This window comes from Micromonospora avicenniae (assembly GCF_900156065.1).
GTDB lineage: Bacteria > Actinomycetota > Actinomycetes > Mycobacteriales > Micromonosporaceae > Micromonospora > Micromonospora avicenniae.
The window spans coordinates 232,054-254,043 of record NZ_FTNF01000001.1; the positions used below are offsets into that span (position 1 = coordinate 232,054).

23 protein-coding genes are annotated in these 21,990 nt (G+C 68.1%); all 23 read right to left on the reverse strand.

Annotated elements, in window-relative coordinates:
• Positions 1–38: 38 nt before the first annotated feature.
• The gene (locus BXA10_RS01055) at positions 39–224 is read right to left on the reverse strand and encodes a type Z 30S ribosomal protein S14 (protein ID WP_007073023.1); all 186 of its coding nucleotides are present in this window, start codon (positions 222–224) and stop codon (positions 39–41) included.
• 1 nt (position 225) lies between these two features.
• On the reverse strand, positions 226–795 hold the full coding sequence (gene rplE, locus BXA10_RS01060) for a 50S ribosomal protein L5 (RefSeq protein ID WP_076466660.1): 570 nt from the start codon (positions 793–795) through the stop codon (positions 226–228).
• The gene (gene rplX / locus BXA10_RS01065) at positions 795–1,115 is read right to left on the reverse strand and encodes a 50S ribosomal protein L24 (RefSeq protein WP_175649074.1); all 321 of its coding nucleotides are present in this window, start codon (positions 1,113–1,115) and stop codon (positions 795–797) included. Before rplX ends, rplE begins: the two co-directional genes overlap by 1 nt.
• Positions 1,112–1,480: a 50S ribosomal protein L14 gene (rplN, locus tag BXA10_RS01070; RefSeq protein ID WP_007073026.1), complete on the reverse strand. Its 369-nt coding sequence runs from the start codon at positions 1,478–1,480 to the stop codon at positions 1,112–1,114. Before rplN ends, rplX begins: the two co-directional genes overlap by 4 nt.
• A gap of 98 nt (positions 1,481–1,578) precedes the next feature.
• Complete coding sequence (rpsQ, locus tag BXA10_RS01075) at positions 1,579–1,860, reverse strand: 30S ribosomal protein S17 (RefSeq protein ID WP_076466661.1); 282 nt, start codon at positions 1,858–1,860, stop codon at positions 1,579–1,581.
• Positions 1,857–2,093, reverse strand: coding sequence for a 50S ribosomal protein L29 (gene rpmC / locus BXA10_RS01080; RefSeq protein WP_076466662.1), 237 nt, complete (start codon positions 2,091–2,093; stop codon positions 1,857–1,859). Before rpmC ends, rpsQ begins: the two co-directional genes overlap by 4 nt.
• Entirely contained in the window at positions 2,093–2,518 is a 426-nt protein-coding gene (rplP, locus tag BXA10_RS01085; protein WP_076466663.1) for a 50S ribosomal protein L16, read from the reverse strand. Before rplP ends, rpmC begins: the two co-directional genes overlap by 1 nt.
• Before the next feature lie 3 nt (positions 2,519–2,521).
• Complete coding sequence (gene rpsC / locus BXA10_RS01090) at positions 2,522–3,379, reverse strand: 30S ribosomal protein S3 (RefSeq protein WP_076466664.1); 858 nt, start codon at positions 3,377–3,379, stop codon at positions 2,522–2,524.
• Positions 3,379–3,834 carry a 50S ribosomal protein L22 gene (gene rplV, locus BXA10_RS01095; protein WP_076466665.1) on the reverse strand — a complete coding sequence of 152 codons (456 nt, stop codon included), beginning with the start codon at positions 3,832–3,834 and terminating at the stop codon, positions 3,379–3,381. The genes rpsC and rplV overlap by 1 nt, the downstream gene beginning before the upstream one ends.
• 40 nt (positions 3,835–3,874) lie before the next feature.
• The gene (rpsS, locus tag BXA10_RS01100; protein ID WP_076466666.1) at positions 3,875–4,156 is read right to left on the reverse strand and encodes a 30S ribosomal protein S19; all 282 of its coding nucleotides are present in this window, start codon (positions 4,154–4,156) and stop codon (positions 3,875–3,877) included.
• Positions 4,157–4,171: 15 nt separating this feature from the next.
• Positions 4,172–5,011, reverse strand: coding sequence for a 50S ribosomal protein L2 (gene rplB, locus BXA10_RS01105; protein WP_076466667.1), 840 nt, complete (start codon positions 5,009–5,011; stop codon positions 4,172–4,174).
• A 12-nt stretch (positions 5,012–5,023) separates the two neighbouring features.
• The gene (gene rplW, locus BXA10_RS01110; protein WP_076466668.1) at positions 5,024–5,326 is read right to left on the reverse strand and encodes a 50S ribosomal protein L23; all 303 of its coding nucleotides are present in this window, start codon (positions 5,324–5,326) and stop codon (positions 5,024–5,026) included.
• Positions 5,323–5,973, reverse strand: coding sequence for a 50S ribosomal protein L4 (rplD, locus tag BXA10_RS01115; RefSeq protein WP_076466669.1), 651 nt, complete (start codon positions 5,971–5,973; stop codon positions 5,323–5,325). The genes rplW and rplD overlap by 4 nt, the downstream gene beginning before the upstream one ends.
• Entirely contained in the window at positions 5,970–6,635 is a 666-nt protein-coding gene (gene rplC, locus BXA10_RS01120; RefSeq protein ID WP_076466670.1) for a 50S ribosomal protein L3, read from the reverse strand. Before rplC ends, rplD begins: the two co-directional genes overlap by 4 nt.
• Before the next feature lie 11 nt (positions 6,636–6,646).
• Positions 6,647–6,955, reverse strand: coding sequence for a 30S ribosomal protein S10 (rpsJ, locus tag BXA10_RS01125; RefSeq protein ID WP_007073037.1), 309 nt, complete (start codon positions 6,953–6,955; stop codon positions 6,647–6,649).
• A 346-nt stretch (positions 6,956–7,301) separates the two neighbouring features.
• Positions 7,302–8,495 carry an elongation factor Tu gene (tuf, locus tag BXA10_RS01130; RefSeq protein ID WP_076466671.1) on the reverse strand — a complete coding sequence of 398 codons (1,194 nt, stop codon included), beginning with the start codon at positions 8,493–8,495 and terminating at the stop codon, positions 7,302–7,304.
• Positions 8,496–8,711: 216 nt separating this feature from the next.
• Positions 8,712–10,808, reverse strand: a complete 2,097-nt coding sequence (gene fusA, locus BXA10_RS01135; RefSeq protein ID WP_076466672.1) for an elongation factor G — start codon at positions 10,806–10,808, stop codon at positions 8,712–8,714.
• Positions 10,809–10,883: 75 nt separating this feature from the next.
• The gene (gene rpsG / locus BXA10_RS01140; RefSeq protein WP_076466673.1) at positions 10,884–11,354 is read right to left on the reverse strand and encodes a 30S ribosomal protein S7; all 471 of its coding nucleotides are present in this window, start codon (positions 11,352–11,354) and stop codon (positions 10,884–10,886) included.
• A gap of 1 nt (position 11,355) precedes the next feature.
• Positions 11,356–11,730: a 30S ribosomal protein S12 gene (gene rpsL, locus BXA10_RS01145; RefSeq protein ID WP_007465318.1), complete on the reverse strand. Its 375-nt coding sequence runs from the start codon at positions 11,728–11,730 to the stop codon at positions 11,356–11,358.
• Between the two features lie 701 nt (positions 11,731–12,431).
• Complete coding sequence (locus tag BXA10_RS01150; RefSeq protein WP_076467296.1) at positions 12,432–12,812, reverse strand: hypothetical protein; 381 nt, start codon at positions 12,810–12,812, stop codon at positions 12,432–12,434.
• 624 nt (positions 12,813–13,436) lie between these two features.
• Entirely contained in the window at positions 13,437–13,805 is a 369-nt protein-coding gene (locus tag BXA10_RS01155) for a hypothetical protein (RefSeq protein WP_076466674.1), read from the reverse strand.
• A 448-nt stretch (positions 13,806–14,253) separates the two neighbouring features.
• Positions 14,254–18,141 (reverse strand): DNA-directed RNA polymerase subunit beta', encoded by a 3,888-nt coding sequence (locus tag BXA10_RS01160; RefSeq protein WP_076466675.1) that lies wholly within the window; start codon positions 18,139–18,141, stop codon positions 14,254–14,256.
• 89 nt (positions 18,142–18,230) lie between these two features.
• Complete coding sequence (gene rpoB, locus BXA10_RS01165) at positions 18,231–21,662, reverse strand: DNA-directed RNA polymerase subunit beta (RefSeq protein ID WP_076466676.1); 3,432 nt, start codon at positions 21,660–21,662, stop codon at positions 18,231–18,233.
• Positions 21,663–21,990: the final 328 nt, after the last annotated feature.

Here is a 21,990-nt window from a genome sequence, read left to right on the forward strand (position 1 = left end):
AGAGACAGTGCAGCTGACGCGCGGAGCGCGCCGGGCTATTACCAGGAAGCCTTGGACACGCCGGGCAGCTCACCGCGGTGGGCCATCTCCCGGATGCACACCCGGCAGAGACCGAACTTGCGGTAGACCGCCTTCGGACGCCCGCACCGCTGGCAGCGCGTGTACGCGCGAACCGAGAACTTCGGCTTCGCGGCCGCCTTCAGGATCAGCGCCTTCTTGGCCATCTCAGTTCTCCTTGAACGGGAAGCCCAGGAGCTTGAGCAGCGCCCGGCCCTCGTCGTCGGTCGTGGCGGTGGTAACCACCGTGATGTCCATGCCCCGCTGGCGATCGATCTTGTCCTGGTCGATCTCGTGGAACACCGACTGCTCGGTCAGGCCGAACGTGTAGTTGCCGTGCCCGTCGAGCTTGCGGCCGTCGAGACCGCGGAAGTCGCGGATACGCGGCAGCGCGATGGACAGCAGCCGGTCCAGGAACTCCCACATCCGGTCGCCGCGCAGGGTCACCTTCGCGCCGATCGGCATGCCCTCACGGAGCTTGAACTGGGCGATGGACTTGGTCGCCCGCCGCACCTGCGGCTTCTGGCCGGTGATCGTGGCCAGGTCGCGGACGGCGCCGTCGATCAGCTTGGCGTCACGGGCGGCCTCGCCGACACCCATGTTGACGACGATCTTGACCAACCGCGGCACCTGCATCGCGTTGCCGTAGTCGTACTGCTCGCGCAGCTTGGCCACGATCTCGTTGCGGTACCGCTCCTTGAGGCGCGGCGTGGTCTTGGTTTCGGTAGCCGTGGTCATCACAGGTCCTTACCGGTGCTACGCGCGATGCGGACCTTCTGGCCGTTGTCGTCGATCCGGTAACCGACACGGGTCGGCTTGCCGTCGGAGTCCAGGACCATCACATTCGAGATGTGGATCGGGGCCTCCTGAGTGACGATGCCACCGGTCTTGGCGCCGCGCTGGGTGGTGCTGATGCGGGTGTGCTTCTTGACCCGGTTCACGCCCTCGACCAGGACCTTGTCCTGCCGCGGGTAGGCCGCGATGACCTTGCCCTTGGCACCCTTGTCCTTGCCGGCGATGACGACGACCGTGTCGCCCTTCTTGACCTTCACGGTCACAACACCTCCGGCGCGAGGGAAATAATCTTCATGAACCGCTTGTCCCGCAGCTCCCGACCGACCGGGCCGAAGATACGGGTACCGCGCGGGTCGCCACCGTCCTTGATGATGACGGCGGCGTTCTCGTCGAAGCGGATGTACGACCCGTCCGGACGCCGCTTCTCCTTGGCGGTGCGAACGACGACGGCCTTGACGACGTCGCCCTTCTTCACACCGGCACCCGGGATCGCGTCCTTGACGGTGGCCACGATGACGTCGCCGATGCTCGCGTAGCGCCGACCGGAGCCACCGAGAACCCGGATGCACAGGATCTCCCGGGCACCCGTGTTGTCGGCGACGCGCAGTCGCGACTCCTGCTGAATCACGTCTATCTCCTATGTCTGCCGGTTCTCCGGCCGCCGTAGCGGCCGGAGCCTGGCGGAACCTGCGCCCGACTCGACGCCGGGCGAGCTCGAAGCCTTCGCTACTTGGCCTTTTCCAGGATCTCCACGAGCCGCCAGCGCTTGGTGGCGGAGAGCGGCCGGGTCTCCATGATCAGGACCCGGTCGCCGATGCCGGCGCTGTTCTGCTCGTCGTGCACCTTGAGCTTGCTGGTACGGCGCATGATCTTGCCGTACAGCGCGTGCTTGACCCGGTCCTCGACCTCGACGACGACGGTCTTGTCCATCTTGTCGCTGACCACCAGGCCCTCGCGGACCTTGCGGCGGCCACGCGTGGTGGTGGCGGTCGTGGTGTTCTCGCTCATCCTGCAGTCACCTCAGTCGGCGCGGCCGAGAGCCCCAGCTCGCGCTCGCGCATGATCGTGTAGATCCGGGCGATCTCCCGACGGATGACCTGCAGCCGCCGGTTGTTGTCCAGCTGACCGGTTGCGGCCTGCACGCGGAGGTTGAACAGCTCCGCCTTGGCCTCCCGCAGCTTCGTGACCAGCTCCTCCTCGGAGAGCTCACGCAGCTCGGAGGCCTTAACGCCCGCTGCCATCAGGACTCACCCACTTCGCGCGTCACAATGCGGCACTTCATCGGGAGCTTGTGGATCGCGCGACGCATCGCCTCTCGCGCGATCTGCTCGTTCGGGAAGGACATCTCGAAGAGAATCCGCCCCGGCTTGACGTTGGAGACCCACCACTCGGGCGAGCCCTTACCGGAACCCATTCGGGTTTCCGCCGGCTTCTTGGTGAGGGCCTGGTCCGGGAAGATCGTGATCCAGACCTTGCCGCCACGCTTGATGTGACGGGTCATCGCGATACGCGCCGACTCGATCTGCCGGTTGGTCACGTACGCCGGCTCGAGAGCCTGGATCCCGAACTCGCCGAACACCACCCGGTTGCCGCCCTTGGACGCGCCGTGGCGGTCCGGGTGGTGCGGCTTGCGGAAGCCCTTCGGGGGCTTGCGCGGCATCAGCATCTGTCAGCCCTCCTGCTGCGTTTCTGCCGCGGCGGCGACGGCGGCGGGATCCACCGCGTCACCACTCGGCGTCTCGGCCTGCTGCGCGAGCGTGGTCGCGGCAGCCCGGCCGGCCTCGGTACCGCCGGCGGTCGTGCCGGACGAACCCGACCGACCACGGCGCGGCCGCTCGGGCCGGTCGCCACGGTCACGGCGCGGGCGGGACGGACCGGTCTCGGCCGGAGCCTCCCGGCCCGGGACCGCGTCGCCCTTGTAGATCCAGACCTTCACACCGATCCGGCCGAAGGTGGTACGGGCCTCGAAGAAGCCGTACTCGATGTTGGCCCGCAGCGTGTGCAGCGGAACCCGGCCCTCGCGGTAGAACTCCGTCCGGCTCATCTCGGCGCCGCCGAGGCGACCCGAGACCTGAACCCGAATGCCCTTGCAGACCGGGTTCTTCATGGCCGACTGCATCGCCTTGCGCATCGCCCGGCGGAAGCTGACCCGGCTGGACAGCTGCTCGGCCACGCCCTGCGCGACGAGCTGCGCGTCCGACTCGGGGTTCTTCACCTCGATGATGTTGAGCTGGACCTGCTTGCCGGTCAGCTTCTCGAGCCGGCCGCGGATCTTGTCGGCCTCCGCACCCTTACGGCCGATGACGATGCCCGGCCGGGCGGTGTGGATGTCGACGCGGACCCGGTCCCGGGTGCGCTCGATGTCGACCTTGGAGATCCCGGCGCGCTCGAGGCCCTGGGACATCATCCGGCGGATCTTGACGTCCTCGCCGATGTAGTCCTTGTAGAGCTTGTCCGCGAACCAGCGGGACTTCCAGTCGGTCGAGATACCGAGCCGGAACCCGTGCGGGTGAACCTTCTGACCCATTACTCCGCGCCCTCCGTGTTGCTCTGCGCCTCGGCCGGCGCGGCCTTCTTCGCCGGAGCCGTCTTCTTCGCGGCCTTACGCGGTGCGGCCGGCGCGACGGCCTCGACCGCCACCGTGATGTGGCAGGTGCGCTTGCGGATCCGGTACGCCCGGCCCTGCGCCCGCGGCTGGAACCGCTTCATGGTCGGGCCCTCGTCCACGAACGCCTCGCTGACGAGCAGCGCGTCGGGGTCCAGCCGCTCGTTGTTCTCCGCGTTGGCGATCGCGCTCGCGAGCACCTTGTACACCTGCTCGCTCGCAGCCTGCGGCGCGAACTGCAGCACCGTGAGCGCCTCCTTCGCGGGCAGGCCGCGGACGAGGTTGACCACCCGGCGCGCCTTCATCGGCGAGATGCGCACGTGCCGCGCAACCGCCCGCGCGCCCGGAAGCACCGGAGCGTCGCCCTTTCCTGGCATCGCTGTAACCCCTTGATCCTCTATCCGTATGCCCGCGGCGTCAGCGCCGACGGCTCTTCCGGTCGTCCTTCTCGTGACCCTTGAACGTACGGGTCAAAGCGAACTCGCCGAGCTTGTGCCCGACCATCGCCTCGGTTACGAACACCGGGACGTGCTTGCGCCCGTCGTGCACGGCGATCGTGTGCCCGAGCATCTCCGGGATGATCATCGAGCGCCGCGACCAGGTCTTGATGACGTTCTTGGTGCCCTTGTCGTTCTGCGTCTCCACCTTCTTCATCAGGTGGTCGTCTACGAACGGGCCCTTCTTCAGGCTGCGAGGCATAAGTCAGCTCTCCTGTTAGCCGCGCTTGCGGGTGGCGTAGCGACGGCGGACGATCAGCCGGTCACTCGGCTGGCCCTTACGGCGGGTGCGGCCCTCGGGCTTACCCTGCGGGTTGACCGGGTGGCGACCACCGGAGGTCTTACCCTCACCACCACCATGCGGGTGGTCGACGGGGTTCATGGCGACACCACGGACGGTCGGGCGCTTGCCCTTCCACCGCATACGGCCGGCCTTACCCCAGTTGATGTTCGACTGGTCGGCGTTGCCGATCTCGCCCACGCTCGCGCGGCAGCGCACGTCGACCCGCCGGATCTCACCGGACGGCATGCGCAGGGTCGCGTACGCGCCCTCCCGGCCGAGCAGCTGGATGCCGACGCCGGCCGAGCGGGCCAGCTTGGCGCCGCCACCCGGACGCAGCTCCACGTTGTGCACGGTCGTACCGACCGGGATGTTGCGCAGCGGCAGGTTGTTGCCCGGCTTGATGTCGGCGCTCGGACCCGACTCCACGGTGTCGCCCTGCTTCAGGTCCTTCGGCGCGATGATGTAGCGCTTCTCGCCGTCGGCGTAGTGCAGCAGCGCGATACGCGCGGTGCGGTTCGGGTCGTACTCGATGTGGGCGACCTTCGCCGGCACGCCGTCCTTGTCGACCCGCTTGAAGTCGATCAGACGGTACTGGCGCTTGTGCCCGCCACCGTGGTGCCGCGTGGTGATCCGGCCGTGGGCGTTGCGTCCGCCCTTCTTCGGCAGCGGAGCCAGCAGCGACTTCTCGGGCGTCGATCGGGTGATCTCGGCGAAGTCGGCGACGCTGGAGCCACGCCGGCCCGGCGTCGTCGGCTTGTACTTACGGATAGCCATTGTCTACACCCCTCAGCTGACCGGGCCGCCGAAGGCCTCGATACGGTCACCGTCAGCCAGCTTCACCATCGCCCGCTTGGTGTCCTTGCGCTTACCGAACCCGGTACGGGTGCGCTTGCGCTTGCCCTCGCGGTTGAGCGTGTTGACCGTCAGGACACGGACGTTGAAGATCTGCTGGATAGCGATCTTGATCTCGGTCTTGTTCGCGTCCGGGTGCACCAGGAAGGTGTACCAGTTGCGGTTCAGCTCGCTGTAGCTCTTCTCCGAGACGACCGGCGCCACGATGATGTCGCGCGGGTCGGCGATCGTGCTCACTTGCCACCCTCCTCGGTGGTCTCGGCGGGAACGCCCAGGAACTCGTCCAGCGCGTCCTTGGTGAAGACCACGTCGTCGGCCACCAACACGTCGTACGTGTTCAGCTGGCCGGCCTCGATCAGGTGCACCCGCGGCTCGTTGCGCAGCGACACCCAGTTCAGCTCGTCGGTGCTGCTCAGCACGACCAGGACCCGACGGGCCTCGGTCAGCTTCGCCAGGGTGGCCAGGGCCGCCTTGGTCGACGGCTTCTCGCCCGAGACGAACGCCTCGACGACGTGCACCTGCCCGGCGCGCGCCCGGTCGGAGAGGGCGCCACGCAGCGCGGCGGCCTTCATCTTCTTCGGGGTCCGCTGGCTGTAGTCGCGCGGCACGGGGCCGTGCACGACGCCACCGCCGGCGAACTGCGGCGCGCGGATCGAGCCCTGGCGGGCGCGACCGGTGCCCTTCTGCTTGTAGGGCTTCTTGCCGCCACCGGCGACCTCGCCGCGGGTCTTGGCCTTGTGCGTGCCCTGCCGGGCCGCCGCCAGCTGCGCCACCACGACCTGGTGCATCAGCGCGACGTTGGCCTGCACGTCGAAGATGTCGGCCGGCAGCTCGACCGAGCCGCTCTTCGCCCCTTCGACGTTGAGGACGTCAACGGTGCTCACTTGGCCACACCGCCCTTCTTCGCCTTGGTCTTGGCCGCCGTGCGGACCAGAACCACCGCGCCCTTGGGACCGGGGATGGCGCCACGGACGAGCAGCAGGTTGTTCTCGGTGTCGACCGCCTGGACGGTCAGGTTCTGGACGGTGTAGCGCACGCCACCCATCCGGCCCGCCATCCGGGTGCCCTTGAAGACACGACCCGGGGTGGCGCAGGCGCCGATCGAGCCGGGCGAGCGGTGCTTGCGCTCGACACCGTGGCTGGCGCGCAGACCGTGGAAGCCGTGCCGCTTCATCGGGCCGGCGTAACCCTTGCCCTTGGTCCGGCCGGTCACGTCGATCGACATGCCCGCCGGGAACTCCTCGACCGTGACCTCCTGGCCGAGCGAGTAGTCGGCGGCGTCGCTGGTGCGCAGCTCCACGATGTGCCGGCGCGGCGCGATGTCCGCCTTGGCGTAGTGCCCGCTGATCGGCTTCTTCACCTTGCGCGGGTCGATCGTGCCGTAAGCCAGCTGGACCGCCGAGTAACCGTCCTTGCCGGCGTCACGAATCTGGCTGATGACGCACGGGCCGGCCTCGACCACGGTCACGGGCACAACGCGGTTGTTGTCCCAGACCTGGGTCATGCCGAGCTTTGCGCCCAGGATCCCCTTAACTTGCCTGTCCATTTGTCCGGTCCCTACAGCTTGATCTCGATGTCGACGCCAGCCGGCAGGTCGAGGCGCATGAGCGAGTCGACCGTCTTGGGGGTCGGGTCGATGATGTCGATCAGCCGCTTGTGCGTACGCATCTCGAAGTGCTCGCGCGAGTCCTTGTACTTGTGCGGCGAGCGGATGACGCAGAAACGGTTGATCTCCGTGGGCAGCGGCACCGGGCCAGCGACCTGCGCCCCGGTACGCGTCACCGTCTCGACGATCTTCCGAGCCGAGGAGTCGACGACCTCGTGGTCATAGGCCTTGAGCCGGATGCGGATCTTCTGTCCCGCCATGGTGGCTTCTGTTCCTTCTCTCGATGCCGCTGTGTTGCGGGCACCTGTACCGGCTGGTACAGGTCCACTTCGCCGACCCCCGCGGTCGGGCGTGTCGCGCCCTCGGGCCAGGCTCCGCCCCGGGCTCCGGGGCGTTCCGACCACGCGGTGGGTCAAGGCGCCGATCGCGATATCGCGACCTGAACGCCGTGCGAGGGTGGCTGGCGGCGGACCGCCAACCACCCCGCGCTCGACTGTCTCGCCGTCCGGAGGTTCAGTTCAGCTGAACACGGACGGCCAACTGCCGTTACGCAACCTGACTAGTATGCCGCACGACCAGCGGGCGGTCTAATCGGGGTTACCTAGTTCACTTGATGATCTTGGTGACGAACCCGGCGCCGACGGTGCGGCCACCCTCGCGGATCGCGAACTTGAGGTTCTCCTCCATGGCGATGGGCTGGATCAGCTTCACCGCCATGGTGGTGTTGTCACCCGGCATGACCATCTCGGTGCCCTCGGGGAGCGTGACGACACCGGTGACGTCCGTGGTCCGGAAGTAGAACTGCGGACGGTAGTTCTGGAAGAACGGGGTGTGCCGGCCACCCTCCTCCTTGGAGAGGATGTAGACGGTCGCCTCGAACTCCGTGTGCGGGGTCGTCGTGCCCGGCTTGACGACCACCATGCCGCGCTCGACGTCCTCGCGCTTGATGCCACGCAGCAGCAGACCGACGTTCTCACCCGCGCGGGCCTCGTCGAGCAGCTTGCGGAACATCTCGATACCGGTGCAGACCGTCCGCTGCGACTTCTCGCGGATACCGACGATCTCCACCTCCTCGTTCGGCTTGAGCACGCCGCGCTCCGCGCGACCGGTGACGACGGTGCCACGACCGGTGATCGTGAAGACGTCCTCGATCGGCATCAGGAACGGCTTGTCGGTCTCGCGCTCCGGCTGCGGGATCGCGGTGTCGACCGCGGTCATCAGGTCCAGGAGCTTCTGGGTCCACTCGGGGTCGCCCTCGAGGGCCTTCAGCGCCGAGACCCGGACGACCGGCAGGTCGTCACCCGGGTACTCCTGCGAGGAGAGCAGCTCACGAACCTCGAGCTCGACGAGCTCCAGGAGCTCCTCGTCGTCGACCATGTCGCTCTTGTTGAGCGCCACGACGATGTACGGCACGCCGACCTGGCGGGCCAGCAGCACGTGCTCGCGGGTCTGCGGCATCGGGCCGTCGGTCGCCGCGACCACCAGGATCGCGCCGTCCATCTGCGCGGCACCGGTGATCATGTTCTTGATGTAGTCGGCGTGACCGGGGCAGTCGACGTGCGCGTAGTGACGCGCCTCGGTCTGGTACTCGACGTGCGCGATCGAGATCGTGATGCCGCGGGCCTTCTCCTCCGGCGCCTTGTCGATCTCGTCGAACGGCGTGTACGGGTTCAGGTCCGGGTACTGGTCGTGCAGGACCTTGGTGATGGCCGCCGTCAGCGTCGTCTTACCGTGGTCGATGTGACCAATGGTGCCGATGTTGACGTGCGGCTTAGTCCGCTCGAACTTCGCCTTCGCCACTGGTGTCCTCCTGTGGACTGTTTGGTTCGTACGCCCGGCGCGCCGTTCGGCGCTTAGGACTCTGTCGACAGCCTTTCCGGCCTTTCGGCCGGAGAGCTTTTCGTGGGTTCTGCGGCGATGAAGCCTACAGGCCCGGTCTCACGCAGCCCTACCGTGGTGGTCGCGGGCGGGGAGAACCCTCCCGCGACCACACACGGTCATCAGCTCAGGTGAGCGTCACTCACCCGTCGCCTTGGCGATGATCTCCTTGGCCACGTTGGTCGGAACCTCGGCGTAGGAGTCGAACTGCATGCTGTAGCTAGCCCGGCCCTGGGTCTTCGACCGCAGGTCGCCGACGTAGCCGAACATCTCCGACAACGGCACCAGGGCGCGGACGACGCGGGCACCGCCGCGCTCCTCCATCGCCTGGATGATGCCGCGGCGGGAGTTGAGGTCGCCGATGACGTCACCCATGTTCTCCTCAGGAGTGGTGACTTCAACGGCCATCATCGGCTCGAGCAGCGCCGGGTCGGCCTTGCGAGCCGCCTCCTTGAGCGCCATCGAACCAGCGATCTTGAACGCCATCTCGGACGAGTCGACCTCGTGGTACTGACCGTCCACCAGCGTCAGCTTGACACCCACCAGCGGGAAGCCGGCGAGGATGCCGTACTGCATCGCGTCCTGCGCACCCGCGTCCACCGAGGGGATGAACTCCCGGGGGATGCGGCCACCGGTGACGGCGTTCGCGAACTCGTAGGTCGGCGAGTCGTTGTCCAGCGGCAGCGGCTCCAGGCTGATGATGACCCGGGCGTACTGGCCGGAACCACCGGTCTGCTTCTTGTGGGTGTACTCGACCTTCTCCACCGTGCGGCGGATGGTCTCGCGGTACGCCACCTGCGGCTTACCGATGTTCGCCTCGACGTTGAACTCGCGGCGCATCCGGTCGACCAGGATGTCCAGGTGCAGCTCACCCATGCCGGAGATGACCGTCTGACCGGTCTCCTCGTCCAGCTTGACGCGGAAGGTCGGGTCCTCCTCGGCCAGCCGCTGGATGGCGGTGCTGAGCTTCTCCTGGTCGGCCTTGGTCTTCGGCTCGATGGCGACCTCGATGACCGGCTCCGGGAAGGTCATCGACTCGAGGATGACCGGGTTCGCCGGGTCGCAGAGGGTGTCACCAGTGGTGGTCTGCTTCAGACCCTGGACCGCGATGATGTCGCCAGCCTTGGCGGAGCTGCGCTCCTCCCGCTTGTTGGCGTGCATCTGGTAGATCTTGCCGATCCGCTCCTTGCGGTCCTTCGTGGAGTTGACCACCTGAGCGCCGGACTCGACCACACCGGAGTAGACCCGGACGTAGGTCAGCTTGCCGAGGTGCTTGTCGGTCTGGATCTTGAACGCCAGCGCGGAGAACGGCTCCGAGGTGGAGGGCTTCCGCTGCATCGGGGTCTCACCGTCGGTCGCGGTGCCCTCGATCGCCGGAACGTCCAGCGGCGACGGCAGGTAGTCGACCACGGCGTCCAGCATCGGCTGGATGCCCTTGTTCTTGAACGCCGAGCCGCAGAGCACCGGGTTGGCCTTGCCGGCGATGGTGGCCCGCCGGATGGCGGCCTTGATCTCCTCGACGGAGATCTCCTCGCCCTCCAGGTACCGCTCCATCACCGCGTCGTCGACGTCGGCCAGGGTCTCCATCAGCTTCTCGCGCCACTCGGCAGCGGCGTCCGCCAGCTCGGCCGGGATCTCCTCGACCGCGTAGTCCTCGCCCTTCTTGGTCTCCCCGCGCCAGGTGAGGGCGCGCATGCCGATCAGGTCGACGACGCCGATGTGCTCGGCCTCGGTCCCGATCGGGATCTGGAGCACCAGCGGGGTGGCGTTCAGCCGGTCGATCATCATCTGCACGCAGCGGAAGAAGTCGGCACCGGTCCGGTCGAGCTTGTTGACGAAGCACATCCGCGGGACGTTGTACTTGTCCGCCTGACGCCAGACGTTCTCGGTCTGCGGCTCCACGCCGGCGACGCCGTCGTACACGGCGACCGCACCGTCCAGCACCCGCAGCGACCGCTCCACCTCGACCGTGAAGTCGACGTGGCCGGGCGTGTCGATGATCTGGATCGTGTGGCCCTTCCACTCCGCCTTGGTGGCGGCGGAAGTGATGGTGATACCGCGCTCCTGCTCCTGCTCCATCCAGTCCATGACGGCAGCGCCCTCGTGGACCTCACCGATCTTGTACGTGATACCGGTGTAGAACAGGATTCGCTCGGTGGTAGTGGTCTTACCGGCATCGATGTGCGCCATGATGCCGATGTTGCGTACGTTGGCGAGCGCGTCTGCGGCGGCCACTTCAATCCCTACTTATCGTCGTCTCGACTCAACTGGTGGCGGTTCCGGCGCCCGGTGGGCGCCGGAACCAGGGTGTTACCAGCGGTAGTGCGCGAAGGCCTTGTTGGACTCGGCCATCTTGTGCGTGTCCTCGCGCCGCTTGACGGCGGCACCGAGGCCGTTGCTCGCGTCCAGCAGCTCGTTCATCAGCCGCTCGACCATGGTCTTCTCACGGCGGGCGCGCGAGTAGGTCACCAGCCAGCGCAGACCGAGGGTGGTCGCACGGGCGGGCCGGACCTCGACCGGAACCTGGTAGGTCGCGCCACCGACACGGCGGCTGCGGACCTCGAGGGTCGGCTTCACGTTGTCCATCGCCCGCTTGAGCGTCACGACGGGGTCGGTGCCGGACTTCTCGCGGCAGCCCTCCAGGGCCGCGTACACGATGCTCTCGGCGAGCTGACGCTTGCCGCGCAGCAGAATCTTGTTCACCAGCTGGGTGACCAGCGGCGAGTTGTACACCGGGTCAGCGACCAGCGGCCGCCGCGGAGCGGGTCCCTTACGCGGCATGTCAGCTCTTCTCCTTCTTCGCGCCGTAACGGCTACGCGCCTGCTTACGGTTACGAACGCCCTGGGTGTCCAGCGAGCCGCGGACGATCTTGTAACGCACGCCGGGGAGGTCCTTCACACGACCGCCACGGACGAGCACGATCGAGTGCTCCTGGAGGTTGTGCCCGACGCCCGGGATGTAGGCGGTCACCTCGATCTGGCTGCTGAGCTTGACACGAGCGACCTTGCGCAGCGCCGAGTTCGGCTTCTTCGGGGTGGTGGTGTACACGCGGGTGCACACGCCGCGCCGCTGGGGGGACCCCTTCAGCGCAGGGGTCTTCGTCTTGGTCGTCTTGGCCTGGCGGCCCTTTCGGACCAACTGCTGAATGGTGGGCACCGGGTTTCTCCGCTCCCTTCGGCCGCTGCGAGGCGACCGCGCCGTCTGCTCGTTAGCCGGCCTGATGGACGGCTCTCCTACCTTCCAACCGGGGCCACCTGGCGGGGTCCCAGCACCCGCGGTCGGGCGTGTCGCCCGGGTCGCGGTCCCGGCGTCCGGCGCTCGCGCGCTACCGGGTCTGTCACCGGCACGCGGGTCGCCCCGAGCCGGCTCTTTGGCTTGTTCCGTGCCACCGCTCGATCTCCGGAACACCGGCTCCAGCGCACGCACGAGTTGCCCGGGCTAGCCCGGGCACAAGAGGAAAGGGTACCTACCACAGCCGCCCAGGTCAAAACGGAGTGGTCCGTCGAACCACGCCACCGCGGCCGTCGGGGTCCGTCCCGCCTGTGCACCCCTGATGGGCACCTAACGCACACAAGTGTACCGGCTTCCCAGGCGTACGGCCCGCCAGCCCCGTGAGCCCACCATCACCCCACCGTCACCGGTCATCCCGATCCGGACAGCCGTGCCGGTCGCGGCACGGCCAGCACATCCGGTCGGCTTCCCCCGCCGCTCACCCCCGCGTCTGTGCACCGCCGTCCGGCTCGACCCGGTCCAAGCGGTGACACGGGTCACCCGCAGTGCGGAACGAATCCGCCTCGGGTGGGCTCCCGGTCCGCCGCCGTTCCCGGCCCTGGCGAAGAGCCAGGTTCTCCCCAGCGTCAGCTCAGCGAGAACAGCAGCGCCAGCCCCAGCCCGATCAGAGAGAGCACCAGTCCCGCCCCGCCACAACTGGCCCCGGAGACGGCCAGCCCCCGGCCGGTGAACCGTACGGCCGGCGGCGGTAGCGGCCGGCGGATCTGCCGCAGCGCGAGCATCCCGGCAGCGATCGCACCGGCCCCGGTGAGCACGCCGAGCAGGGCGAACGCACCGGCCGCCCAGACGCCCGTCCAGCTGCCCCCGGTCACCCCGAAGCAGATGACCAGGACCGACACCAGGATCGAGGCGATGCCCGCCACCAGCGCACCGACCGCCAGCCCGGAGGTGACCGGCGGTACCCCCAGGTGCACCACCCCGAACGGGGTGCCGGCCACCGGCTCCACCCGCTTCGGGGCCAGCGGCTGGGCATCGGTGGGCGGTGGCACGCGCGGAACCGGCGGAGCACCCCAGCTCGGCGCTCCTGGCGCGGCCCCGCTCGGCCCTCCCGGCGCACCCCACGGGCCGGGCCCGGCATGTGTCGGCGCACCCCAGGCGGCGGGACCGGGCGGGACGCCCGGGCCGGGCGAAACCGGCGCACCCCACGGGGGCAGCCCTCGACCGGGCGCACCCGCAGAACCCCAACCGGGCGCAGGCGCACCCCAACCGGGGGGCCCGGACGCACCACCCTGACATGGCGAGACGGGTGCACCCCAGCCCGGTTGCGCGGGCTGACCCTGCGACGGGGGCGCACCCCAACCGGGCTGCGCGGCCGGCGGACCCGAAGCCCAGGGGGACGCGGCGGGAGTCTGCGGCGAGTCGGCCGATGGTGCCACGGATCCGGCGTGCCCGGACGCATCGGCATCGTCCGGGCGGTCGGACGGCTGCGGATGGTCATCCGACGGGGGCCGCGCCGGTTCCGTCACGAGTGCCTCCTCCTTCGCTTCGGCCGTCACCGACGCGACGGACAGGAGCCAGGCTACCGCCGGGGCTGGCACCGACCGCCCCCGAGCGCGGACCCCTCCCCCGGATCAGTCGACGTTCGACGGGTAGTCGTGCCCGATCGGCGAGTGGGCCAGCCGGACCACCGCGATCACCACCAGTGCCACCAGGGCGACCGCCGCGAGCAGCAGCCCGGTCCAGGCCAACCGCTCCCCCCGCCGCAGCCACGTGGCGCCGGTGAGGAACCCACCCGAGGCGTACGCCTCACGGCGCGCCTGCCGGGAGAGTTGCAGCGCCACGGTGGCCGGCACGATCCCGCCGATGAAGAGGCCGGTCAGCGCGGCGATCAGTCCGAGCGCGAACACCGCCCGGGTCTTCGTGGCGCGGACCGGCTCAGGGTCGAGCGGATGGCGCGGCCCCTGTTGGGCGACGGGCACCTGCCCCGGCGCGGTGGTCATGGTCCCCATCATGCCCCGGTCGGCACGGCACCGTGACCCCAGCCGCCGGCCCGGCAGTTCCGGCCGGCCCTGCACATCGGAGGGTGTGGTGCGCTGCAGCAGGGTGAGCAGGGCGATTGGCGACGAGATCTTGGTAGGCGGTGACGAACTCGGTCAGTTCCGCCGCAGTGAGCTGGAAGAGGTGCGCCGGCCGGTGCCCGCCGCATACCCCTGGGGTGGGTAGGTGGGGGCGGACCAACCACGCCGGGTCGGCCGCCAGGGCCGGGCCCGCCCGCGTCCCCCACCGGCGTCCTCCATGAAGCCGTAGCGGGCGAGCCGGCGGAGGTGGAAGGAACAGGCCGTCGCGCTCTCCCCGATCAGCTCGCCGGCTTGGGTGGCTGTCAGGGGGGCACCACCAGAAAACGACGAGGCCCCCGGCGGATGCCGGGGGCCTCGTCGTGCGTGCTGTTTAGCGGTACGACCCGAAGTCGAAGTCGTCCAGCGGCACGGCCTGCCCGCTGGCCGGCCCGAATCCGTAGTCGGTCTCCGGGTAGCCGGTCATCGAGTAGACCTTGGCCTTCGCCTCCTCGGTCGGCTCGACCCGGACGTTGCGGTACTTGCTGATGCCCGTACCGGCCGGGATGAGCTTACCGATGATCACGTTCTCCTTGAGGCCGATCAGCGAGTCGCTGCGGGCGTGGATCGCCGCGTCCGTCAGCACCCGGGTGGTCTCCTGGAAGGAGGCCGCCGACAGCCAGGAGTCAGTGGCCAGCGAGGCCTTGGTGATACCCATCAGCACCGGGCGACCGGCGGCGGGCTCGCCACCCTCGCCGACGAGCCGGCGGTTCTCCGACTCGAAGAGCGCCCGGTCGACCAGCACACCCGGCAGGAACTCGGTCGAGCCTGAGTCGATGACCGTCACCCGCTTGAGCATCTGGCGGATGATGATCTCGATGTGCTTGTCGTGGATGAGCACACCCTGCGAGCGGTAGACCTCCTGGACCTCCTGGGTCAGGTGGACCTGGACCGCGCGCGGGCCGAGGATGCGCAGCAGCTCGTGCGGGTCGATGGTGCCCTCGGTGAGCTTCTCGCCGACCTCGACGTGGTCGCCGTCGTGGGCCCGCAGCTTGACCCGCTTCGAGATCTTGTCGTACACGATCTCGTCGCTGCCGTCGTCCGGGATCACGATGATCTTCCGCGACCGCTCGCCGTCCTCGATCCGGATCCGGCCCGGGGTGTCGGCGATGGGCGCCTTACCCTTCGGGACCCGAGCCTCGAAGATCTCCTGGACACGGGGCAGACCCTGGGTGATGTCCTCACCCGCGACACCACCGGTGTGGAAGGTACGCATCGTCAGCTGCGTACCCGGCTCACCGATGGACTGGGCGGCGATGATGCCGACGGCCTCACCGATGTCGACCGACTTACCGGTCGGCAGCGAGCGGCCGTAGCAGGCCGCGCAGACGCCCAGCTTCGACTCGCAGGTGAGCACGCTGCGCACCCGCACCGTCTCCACCCCGGCCGCGACGATCTTGTCGACGCCGATCGAGTTGATGTCCTGACCCCGCTCGGCGACGACGGTGCCGTCCGGCCCCTTGATGTCGTCGGCGAGGGTACGGGCGTGCACGCTGGTCTCGGCGTGCGTGTGCACGACCAGCTTGCCGTCGATCCGCTCGCCGATCTGCATCGGGATGGCCCGGTCGGTGCCGCAGTCCTCCTCGCGGATGATGACGTCCTGCGACACGTCCACCAGACGACGGGTCAGGTAACCCGAGTCGGCGGTACGCAGCGCGGTGTCGGCGAGACCCTTACGGGCACCGTGCGTGGAGATGAAGTACTCCAGCACGGAGAGACCCTCCCGGTACGACGCCTTGATGGGTCGCGGGATGATCTCACCCTTCGGGTTGGCCACCAGACCACGGATCGCCGCGATCTGCCGGAGCTGGAGCAGGTTACCGCGAGCACCCGAGTTGATCATCTTCCACAGCGGGTTCTCCTGCGGCAGCGCGGTGTCCATCTCCTTGGCGACCTCGTTGGTCGCCTTGGTCCAGATCTCGATGAGCTCGCCGCGACGCTCCTCGGCGGTCATCAGACCACGCTGGTACTGCTTGTCGATCCGGTCGGCTTCCTTCTCGTACCGCTCCAGGATCTCCGCCTTGCGCGGCGGAGCGATGACGTCCTCCATGCCGATCGTCACGCCGGACCAGGTGGCCCAGTGGAAACCGGCCTCCTTGAGCCCGTCGAGGGTGGCCGCGAGGGCCACCTTCGGGAAGCGCTCGGCGAGGTCGTTGACGATCGCGGAGAGCTGGCCCTTGCGGATCTCGTAGTTCACGAAGCGGTAGCCCGGGGGCAGCGTCTCGTTGAACAGGACCCGGCCGAGCGTGGTCTCCACGGTCACGGTCTCGCCCTCGGACCAGCCCTCGGGCGCGACCCACGGCTCGGCGCCGGCGCCGTTGTCGACCCCGACGATGCCCCGCAGCCGGATCTTCACCGGAGCCTGCAGGTGCAGCTCGCCGTTGTCGTACGCCATCCGCGCCTCGGCGTCCGAGCTGAATGCCCGGCCCGCACCCTTCTCATCGGTGGTGAGGTGGGTGAGGTGGTAGAGACCGATGACCATGTCCTGGGTGGGCATGGTGACCGGCTTGCCGTCGGCCGGCTTGAGGATGTTGTTCGACGACAGCATGAGGATCCGCGCCTCGGCCTGGGCCTCGGCGGACAGCGGCACGTGGACCGCCATCTGGTCACCGTCGAAGTCGGCGTTGAACGCGGTGCAGACCAGCGGGTGGATCTGGATGGCCTTACCCTCGACCAGCTGCGGCTCGAAGGCCTGGATGCCCAGCCGGTGCAGGGTGGGCGCCCGGTTGAGCAGCACCGGGTGCTCGCCGATGACCTCTTCCAGCACGTCCCACACGACCGGGCGCTGCCGCTCGACCATCCGCTTGGCGGACTTGATGTTCTGCGCGTGGTTGAGGTCCACCAGCCGCTTCATCACGAACGGCTTGAACAGCTCCAGGGCCATCTGCTTGGGCAGACCGCACTGGTGCAACTTGAGCTTCGGGCCGACCACGATGACCGAACGGCCGGAGTAGTCGACGCGCTTGCCCAGCAGGTTCTGGCGGAACCGGCCCTGCTTGCCCTTGAGCATGTCGGACAGCGACTTCAGCGGGCGGTTACCCGGGCCGGTGACCGGCCGGCCGCGGCGGCCGTTGTCGAACAGCGCGTCGACGGCCTCCTGCAGCATCCGCTTCTCGTTGTTGACGATGATCTCGGGCGCGCCGAGGTCGATCAGCCGCTTGAGGCGGTTGTTCCGGTTGATCACCCGGCGGTACAGGTCGTTCAGGTCGGAGGTCGCGAAGCGGCCACCGTCCAGCTGCACCATCGGACGCAGGTCCGGCGGGATGACCGGCACGCAGTCCAGCACCATGCCGAGCGGCGAGTTGCGGGTGTTCAGGAACGCCGAAACGACCTTGAGTCGCTTGAGCGCCCGGATCTTCCGCTGGCCCTTGCCGGTACGGATGGTCTCGCGGAGGTTCTCCGCCTCGGCGTCGAGGTCCATGTTCTGCACCAGGGCCTTGATCGCCTCGGCGCCCATGGCACCCGTGAAGTACTCGCCGAACCGGTCCCGCAGCTCGCGGTAGAGCAGCTCGTCGGTGACCAGCTGCTTCGGCTCGAGCTTGCGGAAGGTGTCCAGCACCTCGTCGAGGCGGTCGATCTCGCGCTGGGCCCGGTCGCGGATCTGGCGCATCTCGCGCTCTCCGCCCTCCTTGACCTTGCGCCGGACGTCCGCCTTGGCACCCTCGGCCTCCAGCTCGGCCAGGTCGGCCTCGAGCTTGGCGGCCCGCTTCTCGATCTCCGAGTCACGGCTGTTCTCGGACTGCCGCTTCTCGGCCAGGATCTCGTTCTCGATCGTCGAGAGGTCACGGTGACGCGCCTCGGTGTCCACGCTCGTCACGACGTACGAGGCGAAGTAGATGATCTTCTCGAGATCCTTGGGGGCGAGGTCCAGCAGGTAGCCCAGCCGGCTCGGCACGCCCTTGAAGTACCAGATGTGAGTGACCGGAGCGGCCAGCTCGATGTGGCCCATCCGCTCACGGCGAACCTTGGACCGGGTCACCTCGACGCCGCAGCGCTCGCAGATGATGCCCTTGAACCGGACCCGCTTGTACTTACCGCAGTAGCACTCCCAGTCCCGCTGCGGACCGAAGATCTTCTCGCAGAAGAGCCCGTCCTTCTCCGGCTTCAGGGTGCGGTAGTTGATCGTCTCCGGCTTCTTGACCTCGCCGTGCGACCACTGACGGATGTCGTCGGCAGTCGCCAGCCCAATTCGCAACTCGTCGAAAAAGTTGACGTCGAGCACGTTATATATCCCTCACACGTCGCTTGTTGCGCCAGCAGCTCACCGGGGTCGGGTCCCGGGGGCGGTCGCCCGCCCCCGGGACCTCGACGTCACACTTCCTCGACGGAACTCGGCTCGCGCCGGGACAGGTCGATGCCCAGCTCCTCAGCGGCCCGGAACACCTCGTCGTCGGTCTCGCGCATCTCCAGGGCCACGCCGTCGCTGGAGAGCACCTCGACATTGAGGCAGAGCGACTGCAGCTCCTTGAGCAGCACCTTGAACGACTCCGGGATGCCCGGCTCCGGGATGTTCTCGCCCTTGACGATGGCCTCGTAGACCTTCACCCGGCCGAGAACGTCGTCGGACTTGATCGTCAGCAGCTCCTGCAGGGCGTACGCGGCACCGTAGGCCTGCATCGCCCAGCACTCCATCTCACCGAAGCGCTGGCCACCGAACTGCGCCTTACCACCCAGCGGCTGCTGCGTGATCATCGAGTACGGACCGGTCGACCGAGCGTGGATCTTGTCGTCGACCAGGTGGTTGAGCTTCAGGATGTAGACGTAGCCGACCGCGATCGCGTCCGGGATCGGCTCGCCGGAACGACCGTCGAAGAGCCGCGCCTTGCCGCTGCGGCCGATCAGCTGCTTGCCGTCCCGGTTGGGCAGGGTCGACTCGAGCAGACCGGAGATCTCCTCCTCGCGGGCACCGTCGAAGACCGGGGTGGCCACGTTGGTGTCCGGCTCGGACTCGTCAGCGCCGATCGCCTTGAGCTGGCGCTTCCACTCCTCGTCCTCGCCCTCGACCTTCCAGCCGGTCTTGGCCACCCAGCCGAGGTGCGTCTCCAGCACCTGGCCGATGTTCATCCGGCTCGGCACACCGAGCGGGTTGAGCACGATGTCGACCGGGGTGCCGTCCTCGAGGAACGGCATGTCCTCGATCGGGAGGATCTTGGAGATGACGCCCTTGTTGCCGTGACGGCCGGCGAGCTTGTCGCCGTCCTGGATCTTCCGCTTCTGGGCGACGTAGACCCGGACCAGCTCGTTGACGCCCGGGGGCAGCTCGTCGCCGTCCTCCCGGGAGAAGGTACGCACGCCGATGACCGTGCCGGTCTCACCGTGCGGCACCTTCAGCGAGGTGTCCCGAACCTCACGCGCCTTCTCACCGAAGATCGCGCGGAGCAGCCGCTCCTCCGGGGTCAGCTCGGTCTCACCCTTCGGAGTGACCTTGCCGACCAGGATGTCGCCGGGGACGACCTCGGCGCCGATCCGGATGATGCCGCGCTCGTCGAGGTCGGCGAGCATCTCCTCGCTGACGTTCGGGATGTCGCGGGTGATCTCCTCCGGGCCGAGCTTGGTGTCCCGGGCGTCGACCTCGTGCTCCTCGATGTGGATCGAGGTGAGCACGTCCTGCTGCACGAGACGCTGCGACAGGATGATCGCGTCCTCGTAGTTGTGGCCCTCCCAGGTCATGAACGCCACGAGCAGGTTGCGCCCGAGCGCCATCTCGCCCTCGTCGGTGCACGGACCGTCGGCGATGACCTGGCCGGCCTCGACGCGGTCGCCCTCGAAGACCACCGGCTTCTGGTTCACGCAGGAGCCGGCGTTGGAGCGGCGGAACTTGTGCAGCAGGTACGTCCGGCGGTGGCCGTCGTCCTGGTGGACGGTGATGTAGTCGGCGCAGAGGTCCTCGATCACGCCACCGACCTCGGCGACCACCACGTCACCGGCGTCGACGGCGGCCCGGTACTCCATGCCCGTACCGACCAGCGGCGACTCGGCCTTGACCAGCGGCACCGCCTGGCGCTGCATGTTCGCGCCCATGAGCGCGCGGTTGGCGTCGTCGTGCTCGAGGAACGGGATCATCGCCGTCGCGACCGAGACCATCTGCCGCGGCGAGACGTCCATGTAGTCCACGGCGCCCGGCGCGACGTCCTCGGTCTCGCCGCCCTTACGGCGAACCAGGACGCGGTCCTCGGCGAAGGAACCGTCGGCCTTCAGCGGCGCGTTGGCCTGCGCCTTGACGTACCGGTCCTCCTCGTCCGCGGTCAGGTAGTCGACCTGGTCGGTGACCCGACCGTCGACGACCTTCCGGTACGGCGTCTCGATGAAGCCGAACGGGTTGACCCGGGCGAAGGTGGAGAGCGCGCCGATCAGACCGATGTTCGGGCCTTCCGGCGTCTCGATCGGGCACATCCGGCCGTAGTGGGACGGGTGCACGTCACGGACCTCGAAGCCGGCCCGCTCCCGGGACAGACCACCCGGGCCGAGCGCGCTCAGCCGGCGCCGGTGGGTCAGGCCCGCCAGCGGGTTGGTCTGGTCCATGAACTGGGACAGCTGCGACGTACCGAAGAACTCCTTGATCGCCGCCACGACCGGGCGGATGTTGATCAGGGTCTGCGGCGTGATCGCCTCGACGTCCTGGGTGGTCATCCGCTCGCGGACGACCCGCTCCATGCGGGACAGGCCGACCCGAACCTGGTTCTGGATCAGCTCGCCGACCGTACGCAGACGCCGGTTGCCGAAGTGGTCGATGTCGTCGGCCTCGTAGCTGTCCTCACCGGCGTGCAGCCGGCAGAGGTACTCCACGGTGGCGACGATGTCGTCCTCGGTCAGCGTGCCGGTGGTGATCGGCACGTCGATCTCGAGCTTCTTGTTGAACTTGTACCGCCCGACCTTGGCCAGGTCGTACCGCTTCGGGTTGAAGAAGAGGTTGTCGAGCAGCGTCTGCGCGTTCTCACGCGTCGGCGGCTCGCCAGGGCGGAGCTTGCGGTAGATGTCGAGCAGCGCCTCGTCCTGGCTGGCGATGTGGTCCTTCTCGAGCGTGGTCATCATCAGCTCGGACCAGCCGAACCGCTCACGGATCTGCTCGTTCGACCATCCGATGGCCTTGAGCAGGACCGTGACGGCCTGCCGGCGCTTACGGTCGATACGGACGCCGACCGTGTCGCGCTTGTCGATGTCGAACTCCAGCCAGGCACCCCGGCTCGGGATGACCTTGACGCTGGAGAGGTCGCGGTCGGAGGTCTTGTCCGGCTGCTTGTCGAAGTACACGCCCGGGGACCGGACGAGCTGGCTCACCACGACACGCTCGGTGCCGTTGATGATGAAGGTGCCCTTCGGCGTCATCATCGGGAAGTCACCCATGAACACCGTCTGGCTCTTGATCTCGCCAGTGGTGTTGTTGGTGAACTCCGCCGTCACGAAGAGCGGGGCGCAGTAGGTGAGGTCCTTCTCCTTGCACTCCTCGATCGAGGCCTTGACCTCGTCGAAGCGCGGAGCGGAGAAGGAGAGCGACATGGTGCCGGAGAAGTCCTCAATGGGACTGATCTCGTCGAGGATCTCCGCGAGACCCGAGCGTGCGTGCGGGTCGTCCGACGACCGGCCCTGCCAAGCCTCGTTGCCGACCAGCCAGTCGAAGGACTCGGTCTGGATGGCGAGGAGGTTGGGGACCTCGAGGTGTTCGGTGATCCTGCCGAACGAAACTCGGCGGGGAGCGAATGCGCTCGACGTACGACTGGTCTTCGCAGGGCGGGAAGCTGCCAAGATGCGTCCTTCCGAGGACCGGTGCTGCAGAACGGCTGATACGCGTGCACTCCAATGACCCCACCAGAAATATCCGCAAACGGACATTTCCGAGCAGGGGTCAAGTCGGAAGGCAGCGCAAACTAGCAGTGTAGCCGAGAGGCTAACCGCTGTCCAGCCCACTCCGGCAGGTCATTGCGGAACGTGCTCCGGGACCCCCGGAAACCGGGTGAACCGGGCCGCTCGGAACGCAATGTCCCTGCCGGGCCGCTCGGGTGCCGCGGCCGATGATGCTGCCGCTTCGTTACCCGACTGGTGGCCGTCGCAAGCGCGGAAGGTCTTGCTGGTG